The sequence below is a fragment of the Riemerella anatipestifer genome, assembly GCF_009663465.1.
GTDB lineage: Bacteria > Bacteroidota > Bacteroidia > Flavobacteriales > Weeksellaceae > Riemerella > Riemerella anatipestifer_C.
Window position 1 is genome coordinate 1 of the sequence record NZ_QXHU01000007.1, and the last position, 23454, is coordinate 23454.

Consider the following 23454-nt stretch of genomic DNA (forward strand, 5'->3'; position numbering starts at 1 on the left):
CAATACTAATTGATGCCAATCAGTATATTATGAGGTATTAATCTTCCTTTCGAAAGGCTATCCCTCTGATAAAGGCAGGTTGCACACGTGTTCCGCACCCGTACGCCGCTCTCAAGTATCCGAAGACACTCTACCGCTCGGCTTGCATGTGTTAGGCCTCCCGCTAGCGTTCATCCTGAGCCAGGATCAAACTCTCCATTGTATGTTTTTCCTGTCCCACTCAAAGTTTTGTTACGCTTTGGTTTTTTCCTTACTTGGTTGTTATATTTTCTTTCAATGTTCTCTGTTCTTCTCGCTAAATCTACCACTGATTTTCCCAGTTCCGATTTGCGAGTGCAAAAGTAAAAAGTTTTTTTTAATTGACCAAATGTTTTTGAAAAAATTTTTAAATATTTTTCTCAACATCGCTAAATACCCCTCGTAACGCACCTCTTTATCCTTAGGTTTATTACTACATAAGCATTTAAGCCTCTCAATCTCACTCCTACTCTCTCGTATCGAGGATGCAAAAATACATATTCATTAACTTATTCTCCAAATATTTTATACCCTTTTTTTACCTATTCTATATAATCGACTGATATACAAATTGAAAAATTTTACTCCCTAATAGGATATGTAGAAATTTAATAGATAATTAGCGTAATTTTCATCTAATCTTTCTAAATCTCCTGTCTTTAGATTGAGAAAACCTTCTTTTCCCTTAAGTGAAGTTTTGGATACATTAAAGTATAATGAATTATTGATTCCTGTTTTAGATGGAAGTTTAATCCTAGAACCAAGAAAACCTCCTACAGAAATATCTATTGGGTGTTCTGTTAAATTTATTTTGTAATAAGATTTTGGTAAAAGAGTTAATCTTTTATCTCCCACTTTTAATTTCCGAGCTTTATCTCCTATGTTGAATAGATAGACTTCATTGTAGTTTTTTGTTATATTTTCCACATCTATAAAATACAGTAACACTGTATAGTATCTTTTATTTTCTAGACCATCTATAGTTTCGGGAAATATAATTTGATAAGCATTAGCTCCTATAAATTTAGCCTTATTGTATATTGCTACATAATTAATCCTATCATCTACAGACGCATTAGCAACTTCTAATTTACCTATATAACGAGCTTTTTCTGTGTCTTCTTTAATAAGTCTGTGAAATGACTTGTCTGTATTTTCTACTTTATCTTTAATTTCTACTAAGTCGTATCGTTGAGAAAACCCAACAATTGATAGACATAGGCTAAGGGCTAAAACAAATTTATTCATTTTCTTTAAGGATTTCTATGCAAGACTCTAAACTAGGTTGCCAATACTTTATTTCTATCTGATAATCTTTTTCTATTTTATCTAAAGCAAAGGTACTTCTATGTGGTCTCTTAGCTGGAGTAGGATAGGCTTCTGTTGGAATAGGGTTTAGTTTAATATTACTTTTTGAGAATTCTTTAATTTTTGTAGCAAACTCGTACCAAGTGGTCTCTGAATAGTTAGAGAAATGATAGATACCCATTTTCTTTGAAGGTGTTTCTATGATTTTCATTACAGCTTCTGCCAAATCATTTGCATTGGTTGGCTGACCGAATTGGTCGTTTACTATATTTAATTCATCTTTTTGAGAAAAAAGGTGAAGCATTGTTTTTACAAAGTTTTTATTAAACTCAGAGTAAAGCCAAGAAGTACGAATGACTATTGTATTAGGATTATTCTCTAAAGCCAATTCTTCCCCTCTAAGTTTAGACTTCCCATAAACGCCAAGAGGATTGGCAAAATCATCTTCTGAATATGGCAAATTTGTGTCTCCGTCAAAAACATAATCGGTGCTGATGTGTATCAATAATGTTTGATTTTCTTGACAAGCTTTTGCTAGATTTTCCACGCCATTAGCGTTAATGTTATAGGCTTTTTCTTGCTCCTGCTCCGCCAAATCTACAGCGGTGTATGCCACAGCATTGATACAAACTGATGGTTTTTCCTCATTAAAAATATCTAAAACAGCTCCTTCATCTGTTATATCCAACTCTTTTGAAGTTTTAAATACAAAGTTATATTGTGGATAGTTTTGCTCTAACTTTTTGAAACAATTACCTAGTTGTCCACCAGCCCCTGTAACTAAAATTTTACTCATATCTTATCTTAATATTTACACTATATCCTCACAAATTTATTTATTTTTCTCAAGTTATCAACTCTTTCTTGGAATGTTTTTTCCGATATTTCTATCAAAAACTCACCAAACTGTTCCGTAATTTCTGGAGTGTGTTCTTGTGATTTTCTTGTTTTAAGATTAAAATGAATAACCTTTACCCATAACACAGCATAAACCAAATCAGAATCTAGAGCTTTCATTAAAATTTCCACCAAAGCCGTCCTCTTATCCATCATTATGGTTTTACTTGTAATTTTAACTTTAGTATTGGCTTTTACTTCTTTTAGATAGGCTATTTGGTTTTCTATAGCAATCCAAGTACAGCCTGTTTTTTGTGCATATTCTTGATAGGTAAATCCGTAGTTATCTTCCACATGATCTTCTCTTGCATTGAGCATATACTCCAAATATTTTACATTATTGAGATGCCCTATTGGGTCGCAATCAGCAAAACGAATTTTAACTATACTCTCAAAATCTTTTAATTCTCCCATATTATAATTTTTAAATAAAAAAACCACTCAAAAAGAGTGGCTTTATAGATATTTTCAACTTGATTAAAGTCCTAATTCTTTTTTAACAGCTGCAGTAGCATCAGCGCCTCCTTTGTAGATTAACCCCATCGTGTTAGAATCGAAAATAAAATCCCACCCGTTAGCTTTAGCTGCTTTTTCTGTGGCTTCCATAAATTTCTTATCTATAGGAGCGTAAGCTGCTTGTTGCTTCTCTGTATAATCTTTCTGAGCAGCCTCTGACATTTGCTGAATATTCTGTTGTTTCTTCTGCAATTCTCCTTCCTTAGCAATTCTCTGAGCTTCAGTCATTGTAGCTGCTACTTTTTGGTAAGCTGCTACCTCCTCTTGCCAAGTTTGTGCTTGCTTTTGAATTTCTGCTTGTTTTGCCTTAAATACACTTAATAATTGTTCGTCTGCTTTTTTCTTTTCAGGCATCATACTCAAAATAGCTTCTACATCTACTGTAGCTACCTTCTGTGCTTTTGCAATACTCATAGATACAAACATCATTACCGCTGCAAATAATACGCTTAATTTTTTCATAATAATAAATAAAGTTTAATTTTTTTAGTTTTTTTGATTTCTTCCTGCAATTATACTTATTTTTTTTGATTTTTAAGTAAAATATCCAATACTTTATCGGTATAATCGTACTTTTTATCAGTAAATAGTATATTCGCGTCGTTACCCTTATCAAGAACTATGCCTAAACCATTTTTATCACTAACTTGCTTTATGGCATTCCATATTCTATCTTGAAAAGGCTTAGTTAAAGATGTTCTCAATTTATTAACTTCTCCATCTGTTCCAAATCTTTTAGAGATAAGTTCTTTAAGTTCTTTTTCTAAATCTAAGACTTCTTTTTCCCTTGTTTTTAGTTGCTCTCCTACGAGGAGTACTTTCTCATTTTCAAATGATGCTTTCTTAGCTTCGTAATTGGTCTGCATTTGGCTAACTTCTGTCTGCCAAGTTTGCACTTGTATTTCCAATCTTTTTTCTGCCTCTTTGTATTGAGGAAACTTCTCCAAAATATATCGCGTATCTACAACTCCTATCTTCTGAGCTTTAATACCAAAGCTTAAAAACAACAGACTGAGAACAAACACGAGTTTCTTAAAAAAACTTATCATCTTTCAATATTTGGATTATAATGGTTGGTTCATTAAGAAGTGGGTATTCCAGCCCGAAGGTTGTATGCCTCCTATAGTTTTGTCGAATCCGTAAGCAAAGTCGAATCCAATTAAACCAAAAGCTCCCATAAATACTCTAATACCAACGCCTACAGAACGCTTCAACTGGAACGGATTATAGGTTGAAAAGCTATTCCAAGTGTTACCTCCTTCCGCAAAAGTAAGTGCATAGATTTTAGCCGTTTGGTTCATTGAGATTGGATATCTTAATTCTACTGCAAAACGGTTATATAACGTACCTCCACCTGTTGGCGTAACATCTTCTGTTAACCCACCCGTCATAGATGCATTCTGATAACCACGCAATGGTATAAGTTCTCTACCGTCAAACCTTCCTGCAAAAAGCCCTACACCTCCTAAATAGAATCTCTCGAAAGGTGGAGCTCCTAATTGCCTATTGTATCCGTCCATAAAGCCCATTTCCGCAGTAGAACGTAATACTAGTTTACCAACAACCGTATTATAAGTTTCAGCTCTCAGCTTTACTTTATAAAACTCTAGCCAATTGTATTTTGCCGCAGTGGACATAGTAGTATAATCTTTATTCGAAAATAAAGAATACGGTGGAGTAAACTTTACAGAAGCTTCTATATTAGACCCTTGCGTAGGGAAATGAGGGTCAAATCCTGCTGAATTTCTACTAAGTGAAACATTAAACGCAAAGTTGTTTGCGGAGCCATTACTTACTTGCTCTGTTCCGAACTGGAATGGGAAGTTATTGAAATTATACCCCTGATAAGAAACTCCTGTATAAAGGGAGAAATTATAATCTGGCCATAATAGTCTTCTTGTTAATCCCACATTTGCAGAGAATATATTTAACCTTTGACTACCTCCTGTAAAGTCTGCATATTTTACTATGGAGTTATTTAAACTTATAGATAAAGCAGTTGGACGGCTACCAAATAACCAAGGTTCCGTAAAAGCAAAGCTATAATTTTGGAAGAATTGCCCCGCCTGTGCTTGTAATGATAATACTTGCCCATCTCCTTGAGGTACAGGTTTAAAATCTTTACCTCTCAAGAAATTTCTGAGAGAAAAGTTATTGAACGTTAGCCCTAATGTTCCTATAAAAGAGTTACCTCCATAACCTGCCTGTAATTGTACTTGTGAAGAACCCTTTTCTACCAAACTCCAAGCAACATCTACAGTATTATTTTGTGGATTGGGTTTGATGTCATACTTAATTTGTTGAGGGTCAAAAAATTGCATTCCTGCTAAGTCAAAATAGGTTCCCTTAATATCTCTTTTGGAAAATAAATTACCAGGTCGTGTCTGCAAAGAACGAAGTATTACATGATCGTGTGTAGTCGTATTACCACTCCACGTTACTCTGTCCCAAGAGGCTTTTTCGCCCTCCTTAATTCTTATTTCTAAGTCTATAGAATCTCCTTTTACAGCTTTTTCTACAGGTGTTACTTGAGAGAAAAGATAACCGTTGTTAAGGTATAAAGATTTAATGTCCGAATCATCTTCTTTACCACCATCTTCACCCACTTTTTTATTAAATCCTACGGCGTCATAAATATCTCCTTTTTTATACCCTAATACTTTCTGTAAAAACTCTGTACTATAAGCTGTATTTCCAATGAAATTGATGTCTCCGATATAGTATTTTTTACCTTCGTCGATTTTTACATTGATTTCATAATTATTATTTTTATTTCTCCAAACCGAATCGGAAACAATTACCGCATCACGATAACCTAACGAGTTGTAATAATTTACTAAGTTTTTTTTATCTTCTTCGTATTTTTCTTTAACAAACTTAGAAGACTTTAATATTCCTAATAAAAATCTTTTTTGTTTAGTTTCTTTAAATGCTTTTTTTCTAAGCTTTCTAGATGAAATATTCTCGTTTCCTTCAAACGTAATACGATCTATTTTTATACGCTTTCCTCTCTGTACCTCTATCGTCCAATCCATCATATTAGAATCTTTAGGATTTGTGGTATTTTTTATACTCACCCTAGCATCAGAGAAACCTTTATCTATCTGTTGTTTAGCAATATTATGCTTTACCGAATTTATTAAATCATCAGTGATTTTTACTCCTGGTTTTAAATCATTATCCTTTATAATTTTTTCGGCTTTAGATTTACTTACTTTCTTGTCTACCCCTACCACTTTTACTTCTCCTAGTTCTTTTAAATCTTCTAGTAAAAATCTAAGCACAATATTTTGTCCGTCCACACTTTGTACATAGACCTCAACTTCGGAAAAATACTTAGAGTTCCAAAGTTTTTTTATAGCCTCACTAATTTTTTGTCCAGGTACTTCTATCTGCTCTCCTTTTCTAAGCCCTGTAAACCTCAAAACTTGATCTGCACTATATTTTTTGATGCCGTCTACCACTATATCTTTCAGAATATAGTTCCCTTGTAAGTCCTCTACTGGAGTTGTACTTTCACTTTGTACCCCTTGTTGAAGATTTGTTTTAGGCACCTCTTGTCCGAATAAATGAGCTGATGCTGCAAATAAAAGGACTGGTAAAAATTTATATCTCATTATATAAAATCTATTCTTTTTTCAATTAAATTTTTAAGGAGCTACTTGCTCGCTAGTTTTGCCATATCGCCTTTCTTTATTTTGATAATCCACGATACATTGGAAAAAATCGTCTTTAGAAAAATCTGGCCACAGAACATCTAAAAACTGTAGTTCTGCATAAGCTATTTGCCATAAAAGGAAGTTGCTAATCCTTACTTCTCCACTCGTTCTAAGCAGTAAGTCTACATCTGGAATATCTTTGGTAAACAAGTTTTGACTTATGGTTTTTTCTGAAATCGCCTCTACTGAAAGTTCTCCATTTTTAACTTCGGTGGCTATTTTTTTCACTGCTGTTAAAATCTCATGCCTAGAACCATAACTTAGAGCTAAAACTAAATTTCCTTTGGTATTATTTTTAGTTAAATCTACTACATTTAACAACTGGTCTTTAACTAACGAAGGTAATCTTTCTACATCGCCTATAACATGCATTCTTAGCCCTTTGTTAAATATATCTTCTGCCTCCACCAATAAAGTTTCTGATAACAAATTCATAAGTGTATCTACCTCATCAGACGGTCGTCCCCAATTTTCCGTAGAAAAGGTATATAGTGTAAGATAAGGCACACCTATCTCATTACAAGCATTGATGGCATTTCTTACTGCTTCAATAGCATTCTTATGTCCAAAGGTTCTTTCTTGCCCCTTGGATTTAGCCCACCGTCCATTACCATCCATTATGATAGCGATGTGTTGAGGCAATTTGTTTTTATCAATTTTGTTTTTTATTTCTGACATTTTCTTAATCACAATAACATGGTGGACGCCCAAAAGAATAGGATACACCTAAAGCAACTGAATTTACCCAGTTTTTAGAATTTAGATTTCCTACTTTTTTTGACTCTACATAAGTTCTTATAATAGTATTTATTTCATCTTCTGAAAGCCCGACTCCTCCTCTTATCGCCTTTATTTCATCTTCATTATAAAAAATCTTTACTTGATTTTCTTGCATATTACCGTAGTCTATATTATCTGCAAAAGTGGGACGAAAAGTTATTTCCCCAAACAAAGACCAATTATAGTTAAACTTATATTTCAAACCAATCCCAAATGGAACAGACATTGTCAATCTATCACTAAGGGTTCGTTCCTCATTAGGATAGCTAGCAACTGCAGGTAGCTTGAAAGCTCCTGTTGCATCAACTAACCTATGTTTAGAGAAATCTAATGTCGTATAAATCTTTGAATAAAACATAGCTCCCACACCTCCAAAAATGTATGGACTAAACATGGATTCTTTTTGTTCACTGTTTATTGGTAAAAATTGATACTCAAAAACAGACTCTAAAGAGAATGTTGCGTTATTACCTATGTTTTCCCTTTTTCTACGGTATTCTTCCTTTGATAAAGGGTCTTTAAATGTGGTACTAGAGTAAGATAAGTTAAGCCTAACTCCTTGATGAGGATTAAAATTTATCTTATAAAACCCTCCTAAATTGATTGATGGTCCATAAATACCATTAAAAGTTGAAATGCTAGGAAATAAATAGTTAGTATTACCTACATTTCCTATCAAATTACTCAATCCACCGTAAATACCAATTTCGTACCTTTGAGCAAAAGACAATGTGGAAATTGTAAAAATACCTAACAATCCTATAATTATTTTTTTCATAATTTATTGCTTTCAAGTTAAACAATGTGCAAATATAAATCTTTTTGAAGTTAAGCCAATCTTAAAGAAGCGTTAAAACTATTTAATGTTATAAATAACCTCTAATTTTGGATTATTAACTCTTACTTTAAGCCATTCATTTATTTTGGTCTTCTCTGCCTCTCTAATAGATTCTCCTACAGTTATAAGCATTACATTCTTCTTAATTATAGAAGAGTCTGTAACCTCATCCACAGTGCTGAATGCAAACTTTTTTATATTATTACTTTGAACCTTAAGTTCTTTAAATATTTGTTCAGTTTCTTTTTTATGAGCATTGATACTATCACTCCTCATCACTAAAAACTTCTTGAGCTGTTGTTCCGAATCATTAGCTGGAACAATATTATTCTGCCCATTAACCGATGGCACAAAATTAAACCCTTGTTTTATGACTAATTTCACGCCCTCTAAATCATAATTATTAGCCTTTTTTTTAAGCGCTTTCATACTCTCTTCGCTTAACTTTTCTCCGCCATAAGTAAGTTCTATTTCACCATTCTCATAACTAATTTTCTTACTTAAAAGAAAATTGTTTTGAAATACAGCTTCACCGCTGATAAAACGAGAGGCATTTCGTTCAAATTTATTTTTATTCACCATCACATAGCCGAAGTAAGTACTTGGTATCAAAGTAAGAACGACTAAAAACCACATAATTTTCCTAGAGCGTTTCTCTATCCTCTCATCTTTGAAATGATAACGGGGAAAATCTACCACCTTGAGTACAATAAAGGTTGCTAACGCTATATAAACCGTATTGATAAGATATAAATATAAAGCTCCAAAAAAATACGAAAATTGCAATGTTGCCAACCCATATCCAGCCGTACACAAAGGAGGCATAAGTGCTGTAGCAATAGCTACTCCTGGTATTACATTACCTTTCAGTTTACTATAAGTAGCCACAATTCCTGCTAAACCTCCGAAAAAAGCGATAAGTACATCGTAGATATTAGGAGAAGTTCTCGCCAATATTTCTGAATAGGCATCGCTAATAGGAGAAACTAAAAAATAAATCATAGAAGCTACCAAGCCAACTCCAGAAGCGAAGGCATAGTTTTTAATGGCTGTTTTAAGCATCCAAGGGTCGTTAATCCCAACGGAAAAACCAATCCCCATAATAGGTCCCATAAGTGGAGATATAAGCATTGCTCCTATAATCACCGCAGTAGAGTTCATATTAAGCCCCAGACAAGCTATAAATATGGCAAAAATTAAAATCCACAGATTAGTCCCTTTAAATGGAATATTTGCAGCTATGTTTTCTTTAACATTATCAAATGTTTCTTGCTGAGAAAGAAGGCTAAAAACTTCTTTTAATTTGGTTAGTTTTTCTAACATTAGCTTTTCAGTTTAGCGATTACATCTAAGCCTCCCTTAGTTTTATCTCCTATTTTGCAAAGTATCTCTGTATCTAGTGGTAAAAACACATCCATACGAGAACCAAATTTAATAAATCCAAACTCGTGCCCTGCTTTGGCTACATCTCCTTCATTACAGTAGAATACAATTCTCCTTGCAACATAACCTGCAATCTGACGGAATACAATATTAGCCCCTAAAAGAGTTTTAACGGCAACCGTAGTTCTTTCGTTTTCAGTAGAAGATTTTTCGTGCCACGCTACTAGATATTTACCTGGGTGATATTTTTTGTAAACTACCTCTCCACTCACAGGATAACGGCAAATATGAACATTAAGTGGCGACATAAAGATAGATACTTGAATGCACTTCTCTTTTAAGAATTCATTTTCTTCTACTTCTTTTATCATTACTACTTTGCCGTCCACAGGTGCTATTACATTTTCTCTATGTTCCAAAATAGTTCTATTAGGCACTCTAAAAAACCATAAAACCAATCCTAAAAGCACCAAAAGAGGAAGTATAATAACCAGTGCCCACCCTTTCAAAAAATAAATGGACAAGCCGCTTACTATAGCCACCACACTTCCTACCACAAGTAATGTTCCTTTAGATTCTTTGTGTAATTTCATTATTATCAGTTTATTATTAAAATAACTTTTCTATCGCAAAATATAAATATAATACTGGAGCACATACCATAAAGCTGTCCAGCCTATCTAAAATTCCTCCATGACCGGGAATGATATTTCCACTATCTTTAACTCCAAAAGTTCGTTTTAATTGGCTTTCTAGCAAATCTCCCATAGGTGCAAATACAGATACCAGCACTCCTACTAATATCCAATTACCTCTAAGTTCCGTATAGTTTTGCTCTATAAAAAAACCTAACAACATTGTAGATAATACTCCACCAATAAAGCCTTCCCAAGTTTTCTTAGGGCTTATTTTAGGAGCCATTTTATGTTTTCCAAATAATCTTCCAAAAACATACGCAAAGGAATCACTGCTCCAAATAAGAACAAACATCCAAAATACTTCCATAGAAAAGGATTCTGGTAAACCTTTAATAAAAGTAGGTAGACCCAATGCAAAAGAAAAAGGTATCACGGTATAAATAACAGCAAAGATGAGTTTGCCATTTTCGTAATAAAGTTCTTTAGGATAACGGAACAATGTTAATGCCGCAATAGGTAATAATGATAATCCTAATATTTCTGATAGTGTAATGTTAGCATAAAAACCATTATAGAAATACTTCATACTAAAGCGGTAATACACAAGAAGTACAGCTGGGAAAACCAACCATTTCCAAAAGGTATTATCAAATTTCATCATTCTCACGCATTCCCATACGCCTACAAACAACAGAAATGTAATTAGTCCAAAATAGAGTTGTTCTGCCCCTACCACATAATTACCTAATAAATTATTGATAGTAATAGCTCCATAAGGCGTTGTACAAGCAATTATCACCAGTGCATAAACACCACCAAATATTATACGGAGTAATAAATTTTTATCCAAAACAGAGTTGATTTAGTTAATTTAATCTTCTAGCAAAAGAAGAAAAAGTTTGGTATTCTTTTTTTGAGGGTCATCTAAATGTGATTGTCCTCCACTTATTGAAGTCAGATTTTTAAGAGTACTCTTTCTCCGTTTCACTTTCATCATCGCTTCGTTGAGATTGGTTACTATCTGAGAAACTGTTGCTATAATCACAATTTTCTCTGGAAGTCTAGAAGAGTTATAGTGTAAGATATTATTGTGAGAAAGCATAATTTTGCCATCATAAGCGATAAGATATTCACAAGTGATAAAAGCGGCATCGTTAAAAAGTTCTAATCTTTCCGTAGAAGACACCCCTATCACATTTAAGAAATCTCTAAGGTTTTCATCACAACAGAAGATAGAAGACATACCTTCTAACTTAACGATTTGATTGAGCGTTTTAAGAGCTTCTGCCTCGTCTGCACAGTAATTGAAAATTCCTCCAGAATGTGTAAACAACTGGGCAAATTTATAATCTAAATCTGCAGAACTAAGCTTATCACCTAATTTTATGATATTAGGCTTCTCTGCTTCCTCTTCTGTATTAAAAATTTTACCGACGATGTTCTTAAACCAACTCAAACCAACAGAGGTTTTTCAATATTTTCAACAAAAATAGTAAATATTTATTATATATGGCATTAAAAATTAAATTCTCAATCTTTAATGAAACGATACTAAATGCCTTAATTCAATATTTTTTCTAAAATCCTCAATGTGATAAGGTAGGTAGGCTTAACACCTGTAAGCCCCAATCCTCCCGAAGAAAGGGTACTCCCTGTTTCTAAAGGGTTATCCGAAGCATAGTAAGCATAACACACAAACAAATCTGGACTGATGTGATTTCTTATTTTAGAAGCTACTTGTATGGCTTTTTGATAATGAGCTCCTTCCATCTCAAGACCTATGGCTTTCCAAGAGGTCGTCATAAAGAATGAAAGAATATCCTTATTTTGCAGCGAAGTCCCTAATACCGTAATCATAGACCCTTGAAATGCCTTTAGTTCATCATCTTGAAAATCGGAGAGGCTTAACGCATTTTCAAAAGGGTAATTGTCTGCTGTTCCTTCAAAAATATGAGAGGTAGGTATCATAATATCTCCTTTTTTGCCTTCCAAAATCCCTGCTTTACCCATAATAGAAATGGAACGAACTGGCATAAAACACATTTCTTCTCCTACTTTAAAAGGTTTTAAAAGCTCGTCCATAACTTCAAAGGCTTGTTCGCCAAAGGCATAATCAAACACCAAAATCACATCTTCTTTACCGATAGCTTTTCCTTGAAAAGGCGTATTCTCCGAAGAAAATTTCTTTAAATCTATAATTTGAACATCTATATTACTTCCACTTTGGTCGTCTATATAGATAAGCCCTTTTGATAAGGCATAGTCCGAAACTTTTTTTCTTAGATTGGCATCGTTACTAATATTTTCGTATAGAGAATAATCTACACTACCTTTATTTTTGATATTAAGAGCATCATTGGCGTAAAGCATATTTTTAACACTGTGCATATTGGCACTGATGATATGCAAAGGTCTTTTGTGTAAGTTGTTATTTACCAAAACTTCCTTAACCTTGTTTGCCCATTTTTCGCCAAAGAAATGATGCCCCACACGCTCCTGAAGTATTGCACTAAAGAAGATTTCTCTCGCTCGTTCTTGTCGCCAATCAGCCAAACTTACCTCACCCATATTATAAATGATTTTGAATAATCGGTCTGGATTTTTCTCATCACCAAACTTTTCGTAAGCATCTAAAGTTTCCTCAAAAGTTCTTCCCAAAAAGGCAGAAAGCTGTATCAAAGCGACTTCTTTTTCTTTTCGTGTAAATTTCTTTTCGCCTTTGGCAACCTCTTCTATCGCTTTCCAAATACGGCGAGGTGTACCACCGTTTTCTAAATCAAAGCCGATGTTTCTTATTTTATCTGCCTCTATGTAGAAGAAAGTTAAGTGGGTGAGTATATCGTAAATTTCCGACCTTCCTAGAAGCACCTCAATATTCATCTGATGAGCATCTATCCTGTAGCAGTTTCGCCTTCTCTTTTTAGGAACGATAGGCTGAAAACTCGCCTTGTGGAAACCCTCATCTGAAGTTAAATGTATAAAAGCACATTCTTCTATCCCTTCTGGCAAACGGTCTAGCACATAGAGTAACCCGTCTAGCTCCACCTTTTTGGGCGAAGACATAGAACCATAAATTTCGGGCTGTATCACCATCAACAAATCTCTAAGGCTTTCTCCTGACACGCCTCCTGGCTTGAAAAAACCTCTGTAAAATAAGTGCCTCATACTCACAAACAACCTCTCAATAGCCTCCGTTGTTTCTCTTGCTCTAGACTTTACCATAATGTTAAAAAAGAATAAATTGAATGCAAACTTACATAATTTTTCAAATTTATAAGTCTTTAGCTTAATTATCCTTAGCTACATTGATTACTATATGCCTTTTTTGATTTTCTTTTTAGAAGTCTATTTTAAAACCTTATTTTTGCATCAATTAGTTTTAGAATTATGGGGAGAAAGCATAAAAACATCATTATAGAAAACCTAAAGTTAGTATCAGCGGGAGCTAAAGGCGTTGCTGTGGGGAAAACCACCGAAGGCAAAACGGTGTTGGTTTCGGGAGCAGTCCCAGGTGATACGGTAAACGCTAGAGTAAAAAAATCTAAAAAGCAATATTACGAAGCTGAGGCTATAGAGATTATAGAATTTTCTCAAGATAGGGTAGAGGCTCAATGCAAACACTTTGGAGTATGTGGTGGTTGCAAATGGCAAAACCTATCTTACGAAAAACAACTAGAATTTAAGCAGTCCGAAGTTCTTAACAATCTTAAACGAATTGGGGGATTAACCGATTTTGAGGCTTTACCGATTTTAGGCTCTCCACAAGAGTATTTCTACAGAAACAAAATGGAATTTTCTTTCTCTAATGCGAGATGGCTGACTTCCGAAGAGATACTTAATGGAGTTGATATTGACAATAAAAATGCTCTAGGCTTCCATATTCCTGGTATGTGGAGTAAAATTTTGGACTTAAAAGAATGTTTCCTACAAGAAACCCCTTCTAACGAAATAAGACTTGCTGTAAAAAATTATGCCGATGCTCACCAGCTAGAGTTTTTTGATGTTAAAAATCAAGAAGGTTTTTTAAGAACACTAATGCTAAGACAAAACTCCAAAGGCGAGTGGATGGTGCTGTTCCAATTCTACAAAGAACAAAAGGAAGACCGAGAAGCCTTATTTGAATATCTCCTCAACGCTTTCCCTCAAATCAAAACTTTGGTGTATGCCATCAACCCTAAACCTAACGACTCCATCTACGACCTAGAAGTAGAAACCTACTACGGCGATGGGTTTTTAATCGAAGAAATGGAAGATTTGCAATTTAAAATAGGTCCTAAATCTTTCTTTCAAACCAATTACCAACAAGCCTTAGCTCTTTACCAAAAGACGCTAGAGTTTGCCGATTTAAAAGGGGACGAAGTGGTGTACGACCTCTATACAGGCACAGGGACTATTGCCCAGTTTGTAGCGAGAAAAGCCAAGCAAGTGATTGGGATTGAGTCTGTACCAGAAGCCATAGCTGCCGCCAAGGAACACGCTAAACACAACGGTCTAGACAACTGCACCTTCTACTGTGGGGATATGAAAGATATTTTTACTGATGAATTTTTAGCTCAACACCCTAAAGCAGATGTCTTAATTACCGACCCTCCTAGAGATGGAATGCACCAAAAAGTAGTGGAACAAATCCTAAAACTAGCCCCAGAAAAAATAGTCTATGTAAGTTGCAACTCTGCTACACAAGCAAGAGATTTAGCCTTAATGAAAGAACATTATCGTGTGGAGAAAATCCTCCCTGTGGATATGTTCCCACAGACGCATCACATAGAAAATATTGCCCTATTAAAGAAGATTTAAAATGAAACTACTCAACCTCATTTTTGTTTTAGGAATGCTACTTTCCCTCGCCTCTTGTGGAAGCGATGACGATATTTGTGAAAGTGGACTAAGCTCTCCTAGAATGAAACTTAAATTTAAAGACAGTTCCAACAAACTCTACCAGCCAGACACCCTTATTATTGGAGTAAAACTGACAGGGGAGGAGAACATTAAAACCGTGGTTTCTGCCCTAAAACCAGATTCGGTACTCGTGCCATTGAGGGTAGATGATACCAACTTTACAGACCTCTACATTAGTACCAGTACCAAAGGAACGCCCTCTAAAGTAAGGGTGCTTTACACACCTGTTTCGGAATATGTTTCTCCTGCTTGTGGTATGCGAAGGCTCTACAACGACCTTTCGGCTGTTTTGGAGAATGACACCCCTGTTAAAAATATAGAACTCAACGAAAAGAATGTCCACGATGAAAATAAAACCCACCTTTATCTTATTTTTTAGTGTTTTTTTCCTAAGCCTATCCGCCCAAGACAAAGACAGCCTAAAAACAAAATGGAAATATCAGCCTAACGCTATAGTGGGCGTCAATGTTTTAGGGGCAGGGCTTTCGGTATTTTCTAAGCAAAAGAACATTCAGTTTTTTGTTTCAAGCGAAATTAAAGGTAAACTTAATGGGATTGTAGAAGGTGGTTATGCCCAAAACATTTATGACAAAAATGCTTATAATGCGACTACTTCGGGGATTTTTGGTAAGCTAGGAGCCTTCTATATGATGGTAACCGATGCCGAAGACCGTCGCAATGGATTCTATGCAGGAGGTAAACTCGCTACTGCTTTTTATCAACAAACCTACCTTGCCATTCCTACCAAAGGCTCTCTAGGGCAAGTTTTTACGACTAGTTTGCCCACTTCTCGGCAATCCTCTTATTGGGTAGAGGCTACCGTGGGCGGAAGGGTAAGGCTTTTTAATTCTAACTTCTTTATAGATGTTAATGCACAGCCCAAATACTTACTTTATACCACAAAACAAGACGGCGTTTTCCCTATGGTTGTCCCTGGATTTGGGCGAAGCTCTGGCAAATTTAATATGGGCTTTGCGTGGAATTTAGCGTATTATTTTTAGACCTATTTCTAAAAACTCACTTGGTTTATATAAAAACCTAGCGAGTTCTTGGGTAAAAGGTAACGAGGTTCTTAACGCCGTCGGGCTTAGAGGTCAAATGTACTCTACCACATATAATAACCGCTGCACTCTCCGACCTAAGGAAACGGAGGCGTTAAGAAAATGGGGCGTCCATTCGTTAAAAAAGCCCTATTGTTTGAACAAGCGTCGGGCTTTAGCCTTGGCGTGAGTTCTAGGGCTTTTAGAATGGACGACACATTTTTAGCCGTAGTTTTCTAGTCTTGACTTTTTGGTCCTTTTGGCTCCGCCGAACCACTTCGTTAGGTTTGGGTCAAGCCAAAAGGACAAGCATACTATCACCAAAGACCATTTTAAAACCACCTTTAATTATCACCACTTAGCCATTATCAACGCTCTGCCGAGCAAAGGTAAGTTTAGGGAATGACCCCGTAGCGGCATTGGGAGCGATAGCTTCCAAACAGCAGGGGGAAGTGCCGTGCCGTAGGTAAACCTAACCTTTGCTCTTGAACTTTTGGTACTTTTGTTTCAAGACAAAAGGACGAAGACAAATATACTATGTAACGACTGTCCCCTCCGACCTAAGGAAACGGAGGCGTTAAGAAAATGGGGCGTCCATTCGTTAAAAAAGACCTATTGTTTGAACAAGCGTCGGGCTTAGCCTTGGCGTGAGTTCTAGGGCTTTTAGAATGGGCAACACATTTTTAGCCGTAGTTTCCTAGTCTTGAACTTTTGGTCCTTTTGTTTCAAGACAAAAGGACAAGCGTATATATTTATCGCCCTTCTTTTGTTTTGAAACAAACCTAACGAAGTTCTGTACCTCCTATGAATAAAGGCTTTCCAAAGATAAGCTAGGTAGGCTAAAAAACCTGCGCAGGTTTCACTAAAAACTACCGCAGGTTTTACCCAAAACCACAGCAGGTTTTATACAAAACTACCGCAGGTTTCTAAAGAAACCTGCGGTAGTTTTTTAAGGTGCATAGATAGGGCGATTTACTTCACTTTTTCAAAGCCTGCCGCCTTCATGCTATCTAAGATGCGTTTACCGGGGCGATAGTTTACGCCTACCGATTTAATAAGGCTTTGGGTAAAGTCTTTCTCGGTTGCCGCTCCGCCGCTGCTTAGAGTAGGATACAGTGTCCCCAACTTCTCCAAACGCACAATTTTGCTATCCGACAAAGCATTTTGTATCACATTCTCTAAAGCGATGATAACGCCTTTAATATCTGCCTCACTGAGGGCAGAAAACTTCTCGATTTGTTTTACGAGCTCGTCTATACCTACCTCGCCGTCTGTGGCTGCACTGGCATACCACTTTTTGTTACCGCCGCCGCTTACACCCGGCTGACCTCTTTCTACTACTTTAAATTTAATTGACATAATACATTTATTTTAAGGTTATACTTTAGTTTATTTATATTATAGAGTTACTTTTCTTCTCTCACTTAGTTATCCTTAATGCACCTCACGCTGAACCCGCCAGCTCGGCTGTCGTTGCGGCCCGCACTGCTATTATTGCTCTTGAACCACAGACCCCAAGAGCGCGAGCTATTGCCCACCTCGCTGCTCCAGAAGCTGCCGAGGCTGCTCTGACTGCTGAACGACCCACTACCGCTCCAACGGTGCCCAGACGCCGGCAGACGGAGGTTTGTCTCGTTCCACATATTTGAATTACCACTGGAATTTGTTCCCGTAGCACCTGTAATTGCCGTATGCAACGCTTGCCACTCCGTGAGAGTAGGCACATGATAACCCACAGGACAAGGATTATTCGCTCCATTGGCACGCCACAACTGATGACTTGAAGTTTGCTGATTAACAAAAGGGGTTACCCACGAATAATCTGATGAATTATACGGTATAAAATTGTTCGTACCTGCATTTGCCCAAGAAGAAGACACTGAACCTGAACCTGTATATTTAGGTGTACCATTTGTTGAGCTTGTCCAAGTAATCAACTCGTGCCCATCAGGCTTTCTCTGCCACTGGAACAATGAACCATAAGCATTATGGTCGGTTTTTGAGGTGGCTTGTTGGGTTGGGTTGAATACCGAAGAATTTACATTAGCATAATTCGCTCCAAGGTTGTTGTTGAGCCAAGTTCTACCATCTGGACCTGTAATGGGGATATAAATGAACTGATGCTCCATTTCGGTAGATGCCCAAGGCGAAGGGCTACCCATATCTGACAAACATTGCTGCGTGGTCTTACCGAAACAACGGTCGGGAACCCCACCAATCCCTTTGAGAACCACCGTATGTGTAGGAACTGTACCATTGATTTGATAGGTAAATGTAGCAATGGTATACTCCGCTCCCGGTGCCATTTTCTTTACCAAATATTCTGTATCAGTCCCACCAACCGTAAGCGTAGCCACCAAAGTACCTGTAACACCAAAATTCCCAGCAGGAATGTTAAGCGTAAGACTATTGATATCTCCTCCCTCTCCCAAAGCAGTCGGCTGGGTAACGCTGATGGCATCATACGAACCTTGCCCATTGGTATAAGGTATTTTTATAGAAACTTGGTTAGCCCCATTATTGATTTTCCCCTGAACATTTGAACTATTGTAAGTCAAAGAAACCACATATTCCGTAACGGGAGATTTTGGAGTGGCAGAACCATTACCTACCATAGTAGATTGGTCGGCTTGGGCTCCGAGTTTATTAAAATTGGCTTGCAAAGTGCCTGTTTCGGGTGTGCCAGAGAGTGTGTACCACAACATAGCAGACTCCCCAGAGTTAAGACTAATGAGGCTGCCCGAAGTACAAGGGGCTACACCACCTGTTGGAAGTTTTTGCCATTGGCAGTTGCCAGCCGAAATACTAGCCGAGCCATTATGCACCGTAATCGCATCGTGAAACGCCGAACTGATATTCCCAAACGAGTTGTTTTCTAACTTAAATTTGGCTTTATTGGCACTGGTAAACGCCACGCCACCCACATAAGAGCCTTCAAAGCCTGCTGCCTTTACCGCTACCGACTGGGTTTGGTTGCTCCCCGGCATACAAGTCCACTGGTGAACCCCCGAAACCACGCCTTGATAAATCTCCACACAGCTTTTGTCGGTATTGTAAATCATCGTGCCTTTTTTAGGGCTGGTAAAGGTAGAACGCTCGGTAGTGCTAAACTCTGGAAACAATACGCCCTGCGTGTGCCCACTTGGGAGCGTATTTAGTTCTTTCTTAGAAATATCTAAAGTGGCTTGTGGTTCTTTAGTATTGATGCCCACTCTGCCGTTGTAATCTTGGGCGTTCAGCACTAAGGGCAGAAACATCGCACATAACAAAGTTTTTTTCATAATGTTAAAGTTTATAGATGTTAAGTTGTGAAATTGTGAAGTTGCGAAGTTGTAAAAAAGTTTAAAGTTCAAGGAGCTGAAGCTGTTCAAGGTTCTATGTTTAAGGTTTAAGGGATATGTACGCTTATTCAACCTTGAATATTTGAACTTTAAACTTTGAACTCTTGAACCCTTACCCCTTGAATATTTGAACTTTAAACCTTGAACTCTTGAACCAATAAGAAAACGCCTTTCCCCTCTAAACACACACAAAACGAGAGGAAAGGCTAAAACAGAAAGAACAGAACGCTCCTCCTGTACGCTAGAAGCCCTAAACCCAAACAACCAATTTAACTTATGAAAAAGACGGACTTCTAGCAGATATTTATGAAAACAAAACTTAGCGTATGCCAAACGCCAAATGCCCCCAATGAAGATTGGCGGAACATTATTTATGATCGATGATAAAAATCTAGATAAAAAGTGGTATAATACGCGTACGCGTGTAGCTCTTCTGTGTGTTTACACAATTATTTGGAACTACCAAATTTTTGTGTAAGTTTTTTTCACTTTTTTGTATGTAGCTGGTATTGCGTGTCATAAAACTGGGACAAACATATCACCTTTTGCGGAAGTATGCAAGTTTTTAGAACATTTTTAAATATTTAGTAACTCTATTGTAAGTTTATCGGCTTTAATCTTATAGCCAATCAGCATAAAAAAAATCTTTTAGCAAACCGCTAAAAGATTTTTTTATCACTTTGTATTTATCATCTAAACCAACTGATGTTTTACCAAATATTCTGCAATTTGTACCGCGTTGGTAGCCGCTCCTTTTCTTAGGTTATCTGCTACAATCCAACAGTTAAGCGTGTTAGGTTGAGAGCTATCTCTTCTTAATCTACCCACAAAAACATCATCTTTACCTTCGGAGTATCTTGCCATAGGATACAGATTTTGGCTCAAATCGTCCTGAAGCGTTACGCCGCTAGTGTTGGCTAGTATTTGTTTTACCTCATCTAAATCAAAATCGTTTTCAAACTCTATGTTTACGCTTTCGGAGTGTCCGCCTTGCACAGGCACTCTTACCGCTGTAGCCGTGAGGTTAAAGCTATCATCTCCCATAATTTTCTTAGGCTCACGCATCAGTTTAAGCTCTTCTTTGGTGTAGCCTTCGTCTGAAAACACATCGCAGTGTGGCAAAGCATTTTTGAATATTTCATAAGGGTAAACCTTCGGAACTGATGCTTCTCCACCTTCTACAGAAGTTCTAATTTCATCATTAAGCTGGTCAACCGCCGCCTTACCTGTCCCTGTAACCGACTGATAGGTAGATACCACCACTCTCTTTATTTTGTACTTTTTATGCAACGGATTAAGCACCATCACCAACTGAATTGTGGAACAGTTTGGGTTGGCAATAATCTTATCGTCTTTGGTTAAAACCTCTGCATTTATTTCTGGAACTACCAATTTTTTAGTAGGGTCCATTCGCCACGCTGAAGAGTTATCCACCACAAAAGAGCCTACTTCTGCAAACTTAGGCGCCCACTCCAAAGAAGTGCCACCACCTGCGGAAAATATCGCAATGGCAGGTTGTTTCGCTACGGCATCTTCCATAGACACTATAGGATATTCTGCTCCTTTAAATTTTATCTTTTTTCCAACTGATTTTTCAGACGCTACGGGGATAAGCTCCGTTACAGGAAAATCTCTTTCTTCCAACACTTTAAGCATCACTTGTCCCACCATACCTGTAGCACCTACTACTGCTATTTTCATATCTAATTTATTCTTTGTTTATTTTAGCACCAACGCTCTAAAACACCGTAATTGTTGATTTTTTAGAGCGTTGATTTAATTATTTTTAAACCTAACTTTTTACCCCAAAAGTCTATCAAAAGGGAACCTCAATAAGAATAAAACTACCGCTAACAGCCCCATAATAACAATACCAAAGTTAAGGGTTTCAGAAGTTTTAATTTTCTTGTTTACTATCGTCATCAGTACAGCCGCTACCAACATCGTTACAGGGTGTTCTACATAAGAAAACCTTAAAACGGCATCTTTCATAATGCCTCCCATACCTATTTCTTTAAGGTAGAACAAAAACTGGGATTTAAAAAACAACATTCCCAAACCTATAAGAAACTGCGTGTGAAACAAAATCATTGTAAATAAGCTGGACTTTCTAAGTAACTTGGATACTTTACCAGAATAGCCAAACATAGCCACCAAAAGTGCCACCACAAATACTGCTGCCGCTACTAAAACTAAATAAGCAAACCCTCTATGAGCGTGCAAAATCATATTTTCCATAACTATCTATTTTTCGGTAGCAAATATAGAAAAAAATCCCAACGAATACCGCTGAGATTTAGTAGAATTGGTGGTTATTCTTCTTATCAAAAATATTTTAGTAACTAAATTCTCCAATGATAGGGTAGTGGTCGGACAGTTGTCTGCTTCTATCCGTTTTCAGAGAAATGGGTTTTATTTCTTTAGTTGAAAAGAGATAATCTATCCTTATCGGAAATTTATAATCGTGAAAAGTAGTTCCTAAGCCTTTGCCTACTTCTAAGAAGCTGTCCGTCATATTTTGGCTTAGATAATAATACTCATAAGAATTAGGAACGGCATTAAAATCACCCCCTAAAACCACAGGATAAGGCGATTTTTCTACTGCGTGTCTTATCTGCTCTACTTGAGTTTGGTGAGCTTTAAAGACAGGTAAAAATCGTGCTATTAAACTTTTGGCTTTTTCTTCGGAAACAGTAAGATTCGTGCTTGGTTTTACCATATCTTTATTTAACTCAAAAGGCTTTAAATAAACATTTATAAATCTTATCCGTTTGCCTTTAATTTCGGTGTCTATATAACCCGCATAGCCATTATCTGCATCAATTAGAATTCTCCCAGATTCTATTATAGGTGTTTTAGAGTAGAACTCCAAAATGTCTATTTCTTTTCTGTAAGGCATACTTTCTATCTCTTCTTTAAAATCTCCTTTCTCTTGTATTAGAATAATATCAGGAGAGAAAGATTCTAGATGATAGTCTATATTAGCGGTACCAGCTTCTGCGGCTTTAATATTAAAACTAACCACCTTGAAATCAAAAGCGTTTTTATTTTCTGTGGAATAGTTAACCCATCTCCTGATAGGCGTTAAAAGCAATGCTAAAGCCAATAGAAAAAATAAACCTCTCTTTTTCCAACTCAAAATCCAAAACAAACATAACAGACAATAGCCCAAAACTAAAATAGGGAAGGCTAAAGACAAAAAATTAAGTTCTGCAAATATTCTTGGCGGAATGTAGGCATTCATCATACACAAATAGAGCAATGCCAAAAGCCCTAAATGTATAATAAATACAATTATTCTAAGAATTTTCATCATTTATCGGGGCTATTACTGTATTCTGAAACGGTTTCTACTCCACATTTTTATAAGAATATATCCTACTAATGCTCCGCCTAAATGGGCAAAATGTGCCACATTATCTCCCGCCATTTGGGTAAACCCTAAATAAATAGACCCTGCTATAATGATTGGAAATAGTATTTTAGCCTTTATTGGGAATGGTATAAACAAAATCATAATCCCTGCATTAGGGTAAGCCACTGCGAAAGCCGCTAACACACCAAATATAGCTCCAGAAGCACCTACCATTGGTGTTATTAAAAATTGTTGTAATTGTGATACCTCATCACTTCTTCCGAAAATAGCTCTTATGTTTAAAGAAGGATTGTTAAGATTAGCTCCTCTAAATACCGAGGCTAAATCTACACCTTGCTGATGCAGACTGCTGGTAAGCTGATAGAAGTGATAATAGTTCCAAACATTAAATAGAATGAACGCTCCCAACCCACTAAAAAAGTAAAGTATAAGGTATTTCTTCTCGCCTAAAGCCCTTTCCAAAACAGAACCGAAACTCCACAAACCTATCATATTAAACAAAAGATGCGTAAACCCTCCGTGCATAAACATATGCGTAATGATTTGCCAAGACCTAAAGTTAGGCGACAAAGGGAAATAAGCTGGTAAGAAATTCTCTATCCCTGCGGGTAAAAAGTAACCTAGTATAAATACAACCACATTGATGATGATAAGGTTTCTAGTGATTGGTGGTATATTCTGAAACATCATTTTTTAGTTTT

Annotated in this window: 22 protein-coding genes and 1 rRNA gene; 3 read left to right on the forward strand and 20 right to left on the reverse strand. The window is 36.5% G+C overall.

From position 1 onward, the window contains the following. The 14 genes from D1003_RS10030 to D1003_RS10095 all read right to left on the reverse strand — a co-directional run. A 16S ribosomal RNA gene (locus D1003_RS10030) occupies positions 1-202 on the reverse strand; the annotation flags it as partial. Between the two features lie 404 nt (positions 203-606). Further along, positions 607-1266, reverse strand: coding sequence for a hypothetical protein (locus tag D1003_RS10035; RefSeq protein WP_153936876.1), 660 nt, complete (start codon positions 1264-1266; stop codon positions 607-609). Beyond that, complete coding sequence (gene rfbD / locus D1003_RS10040) at positions 1259-2122, reverse strand: dTDP-4-dehydrorhamnose reductase (protein WP_153936877.1); 864 nt, start codon at positions 2120-2122, stop codon at positions 1259-1261. Before rfbD ends, D1003_RS10035 begins: the two co-directional genes overlap by 8 nt. 20 nt (positions 2123-2142) lie before the next feature. After that, positions 2143-2637 (reverse strand): thioesterase family protein, encoded by a 495-nt coding sequence (locus D1003_RS10045; RefSeq protein ID WP_153936878.1) that lies wholly within the window; start codon positions 2635-2637, stop codon positions 2143-2145. Between the two features lie 63 nt (positions 2638-2700). Further along, positions 2701-3201, reverse strand: a complete 501-nt coding sequence (locus tag D1003_RS10050; RefSeq protein ID WP_153936879.1) for an OmpH family outer membrane protein — start codon at positions 3199-3201, stop codon at positions 2701-2703. A gap of 56 nt (positions 3202-3257) precedes the next feature. Then, on the reverse strand, positions 3258-3788 hold the full coding sequence (locus tag D1003_RS10055) for an OmpH family outer membrane protein (RefSeq protein WP_153936880.1): 531 nt from the start codon (positions 3786-3788) through the stop codon (positions 3258-3260). A gap of 15 nt (positions 3789-3803) precedes the next feature. After that, positions 3804-6356, reverse strand: coding sequence for an outer membrane protein assembly factor (locus D1003_RS10060; protein WP_153936881.1), 2553 nt, complete (start codon positions 6354-6356; stop codon positions 3804-3806). 33 nt (positions 6357-6389) lie between these two features. Next, positions 6390-7136, reverse strand: a complete 747-nt coding sequence (locus D1003_RS10065; protein ID WP_153936882.1) for an isoprenyl transferase — start codon at positions 7134-7136, stop codon at positions 6390-6392. Between the two features lie 4 nt (positions 7137-7140). Next, a complete protein-coding gene (locus D1003_RS10070) occupies positions 7141-8016 on the reverse strand; it encodes a DUF6089 family protein (protein ID WP_153936883.1) in 876 nt (291 codons plus the stop codon). A gap of 78 nt (positions 8017-8094) precedes the next feature. Next, a complete protein-coding gene (locus D1003_RS10075) occupies positions 8095-9399 on the reverse strand; it encodes a TIGR00341 family protein (RefSeq protein ID WP_153936884.1) in 1305 nt (434 codons plus the stop codon). Then, entirely contained in the window at positions 9399-10052 is a 654-nt protein-coding gene (locus tag D1003_RS10080) for a phosphatidylserine decarboxylase family protein (RefSeq protein WP_153936885.1), read from the reverse strand. The genes D1003_RS10075 and D1003_RS10080 overlap by 1 nt, the downstream gene beginning before the upstream one ends. Positions 10053-10068: 16 nt before the next feature. Beyond that, entirely contained in the window at positions 10069-10947 is an 879-nt protein-coding gene (locus tag D1003_RS10085) for a phosphatidate cytidylyltransferase (protein WP_153936886.1), read from the reverse strand. Positions 10948-10968: 21 nt separating this feature from the next. Next, a complete protein-coding gene (locus tag D1003_RS10090) occupies positions 10969-11553 on the reverse strand; it encodes an LUD domain-containing protein (RefSeq protein WP_004917587.1) in 585 nt (194 codons plus the stop codon). A gap of 104 nt (positions 11554-11657) precedes the next feature. After that, complete coding sequence (locus D1003_RS10095; protein WP_153936887.1) at positions 11658-13319, reverse strand: DUF6909 family protein; 1662 nt, start codon at positions 13317-13319, stop codon at positions 11658-11660. 165 nt (positions 13320-13484) lie between these two features. Between D1003_RS10095 and rlmD the strand changes: the two genes are divergently transcribed. From rlmD to D1003_RS10110, 3 genes are read left to right on the forward strand one after another with little or no spacing between them, the layout of a single operon-like run. Then, complete coding sequence (gene rlmD, locus D1003_RS10100) at positions 13485-14894, forward strand: 23S rRNA (uracil(1939)-C(5))-methyltransferase RlmD (protein ID WP_153936888.1); 1410 nt, start codon at positions 13485-13487, stop codon at positions 14892-14894. 1 nt (position 14895) lies between these two features. Beyond that, positions 14896-15375: a DUF6452 family protein gene (locus D1003_RS10105; RefSeq protein WP_153936889.1), complete on the forward strand. Its 480-nt coding sequence runs from the start codon at positions 14896-14898 to the stop codon at positions 15373-15375. Next, positions 15341-15997 carry a DUF6048 family protein gene (locus D1003_RS10110; RefSeq protein WP_153936890.1) on the forward strand — a complete coding sequence of 219 codons (657 nt, stop codon included), beginning with the start codon at positions 15341-15343 and terminating at the stop codon, positions 15995-15997. Before D1003_RS10105 ends, D1003_RS10110 begins: the two co-directional genes overlap by 35 nt. 1011 nt (positions 15998-17008) lie before the next feature. Here the strand turns inward: D1003_RS10110 and D1003_RS10115 are convergent. The 6 genes from D1003_RS10115 to D1003_RS10140 form a co-directional block, all read right to left on the reverse strand. Beyond that, the gene (locus D1003_RS10115; protein WP_153935743.1) at positions 17009-17395 is read right to left on the reverse strand and encodes an HU family DNA-binding protein; all 387 of its coding nucleotides are present in this window, start codon (positions 17393-17395) and stop codon (positions 17009-17011) included. A 65-nt stretch (positions 17396-17460) separates the two neighbouring features. After that, positions 17461-19317, reverse strand: a complete 1857-nt coding sequence (locus D1003_RS10120) for an FISUMP domain-containing protein (RefSeq protein WP_153936891.1) — start codon at positions 19315-19317, stop codon at positions 17461-17463. A 753-nt stretch (positions 19318-20070) separates the two neighbouring features. Further along, on the reverse strand, positions 20071-21078 hold the full coding sequence (gene asd, locus D1003_RS10125; RefSeq protein ID WP_064968488.1) for an aspartate-semialdehyde dehydrogenase: 1008 nt from the start codon (positions 21076-21078) through the stop codon (positions 20071-20073). Between the two features lie 99 nt (positions 21079-21177). After that, positions 21178-21615 carry a hypothetical protein gene (locus D1003_RS10130; protein WP_153936892.1) on the reverse strand — a complete coding sequence of 146 codons (438 nt, stop codon included), beginning with the start codon at positions 21613-21615 and terminating at the stop codon, positions 21178-21180. 97 nt (positions 21616-21712) lie between these two features. Continuing rightward, positions 21713-22693 carry an endonuclease/exonuclease/phosphatase family protein gene (locus D1003_RS10135; protein WP_153936893.1) on the reverse strand — a complete coding sequence of 327 codons (981 nt, stop codon included), beginning with the start codon at positions 22691-22693 and terminating at the stop codon, positions 21713-21715. A gap of 12 nt (positions 22694-22705) precedes the next feature. Further along, entirely contained in the window at positions 22706-23440 is a 735-nt protein-coding gene (locus tag D1003_RS10140; protein WP_153936908.1) for a rhomboid family intramembrane serine protease, read from the reverse strand. Between the last annotated feature and the right edge of the window lie 14 nt (positions 23441-23454).

Bases quoted from the DNA above. Each gene is read 5' to 3' on its own strand.
- D1003_RS10035 (WP_153936876.1), bottom strand. From the start codon at position 1,266: ATGAATAAATTTGTTTTAGCCCTTAGCCTATGTCTATCAATTGTTGGG.
- rfbD (WP_153936877.1), bottom strand. From the start codon at position 2,122: ATGAGTAAAATTTTAGTTACAGGGGCTGGTGGACAACTAGGTAATTGT.
- D1003_RS10045 (WP_153936878.1), bottom strand. From the start codon at position 2,637: ATGGGAGAATTAAAAGATTTTGAGAGTATAGTTAAAATTCGTTTTGCT.
- D1003_RS10050 (WP_153936879.1), bottom strand. From the start codon at position 3,201: ATGAAAAAATTAAGCGTATTATTTGCAGCGGTAATGATGTTTGTATCT.
- D1003_RS10055 (WP_153936880.1), bottom strand. From the start codon at position 3,788: ATGATAAGTTTTTTTAAGAAACTCGTGTTTGTTCTCAGTCTGTTGTTT.
- D1003_RS10060 (WP_153936881.1), bottom strand. From the start codon at position 6,356: ATGAGATATAAATTTTTACCAGTCCTTTTATTTGCAGCATCAGCTCAT.
- D1003_RS10065 (WP_153936882.1), bottom strand. From the start codon at position 7,136: ATGTCAGAAATAAAAAACAAAATTGATAAAAACAAATTGCCTCAACAC.
- D1003_RS10070 (WP_153936883.1), bottom strand. From the start codon at position 8,016: ATGAAAAAAATAATTATAGGATTGTTAGGTATTTTTACAATTTCCACA.
- D1003_RS10075 (WP_153936884.1), bottom strand. From the start codon at position 9,399: ATGTTAGAAAAACTAACCAAATTAAAAGAAGTTTTTAGCCTTCTTTCT.
- D1003_RS10080 (WP_153936885.1), bottom strand. From the start codon at position 10,052: ATGAAATTACACAAAGAATCTAAAGGAACATTACTTGTGGTAGGAAGT.
- D1003_RS10095 (WP_153936887.1), bottom strand. From the start codon at position 13,319: ATGGTAAAGTCTAGAGCAAGAGAAACAACGGAGGCTATTGAGAGGTTG.
- rlmD (WP_153936888.1), top strand. From the start codon at position 13,485: ATGGGGAGAAAGCATAAAAACATCATTATAGAAAACCTAAAGTTAGTA.
- D1003_RS10105 (WP_153936889.1), top strand. From the start codon at position 14,896: ATGAAACTACTCAACCTCATTTTTGTTTTAGGAATGCTACTTTCCCTC.
- D1003_RS10110 (WP_153936890.1), top strand. From the start codon at position 15,341: ATGAAAATAAAACCCACCTTTATCTTATTTTTTAGTGTTTTTTTCCTA.
- D1003_RS10115 (WP_153935743.1), bottom strand. From the start codon at position 17,395: ATGTCAATTAAATTTAAAGTAGTAGAAAGAGGTCAGCCGGGTGTAAGC.
- D1003_RS10120 (WP_153936891.1), bottom strand. From the start codon at position 19,317: ATGAAAAAAACTTTGTTATGTGCGATGTTTCTGCCCTTAGTGCTGAAC.
- asd (WP_064968488.1), bottom strand. From the start codon at position 21,078: ATGAAAATAGCAGTAGTAGGTGCTACAGGTATGGTGGGACAAGTGATG.
- D1003_RS10130 (WP_153936892.1), bottom strand. From the start codon at position 21,615: ATGGAAAATATGATTTTGCACGCTCATAGAGGGTTTGCTTATTTAGTT.
- D1003_RS10135 (WP_153936893.1), bottom strand. From the start codon at position 22,693: ATGATGAAAATTCTTAGAATAATTGTATTTATTATACATTTAGGGCTT.
- D1003_RS10140 (WP_153936908.1), bottom strand. From the start codon at position 23,440: ATGTTTCAGAATATACCACCAATCACTAGAAACCTTATCATCATCAAT.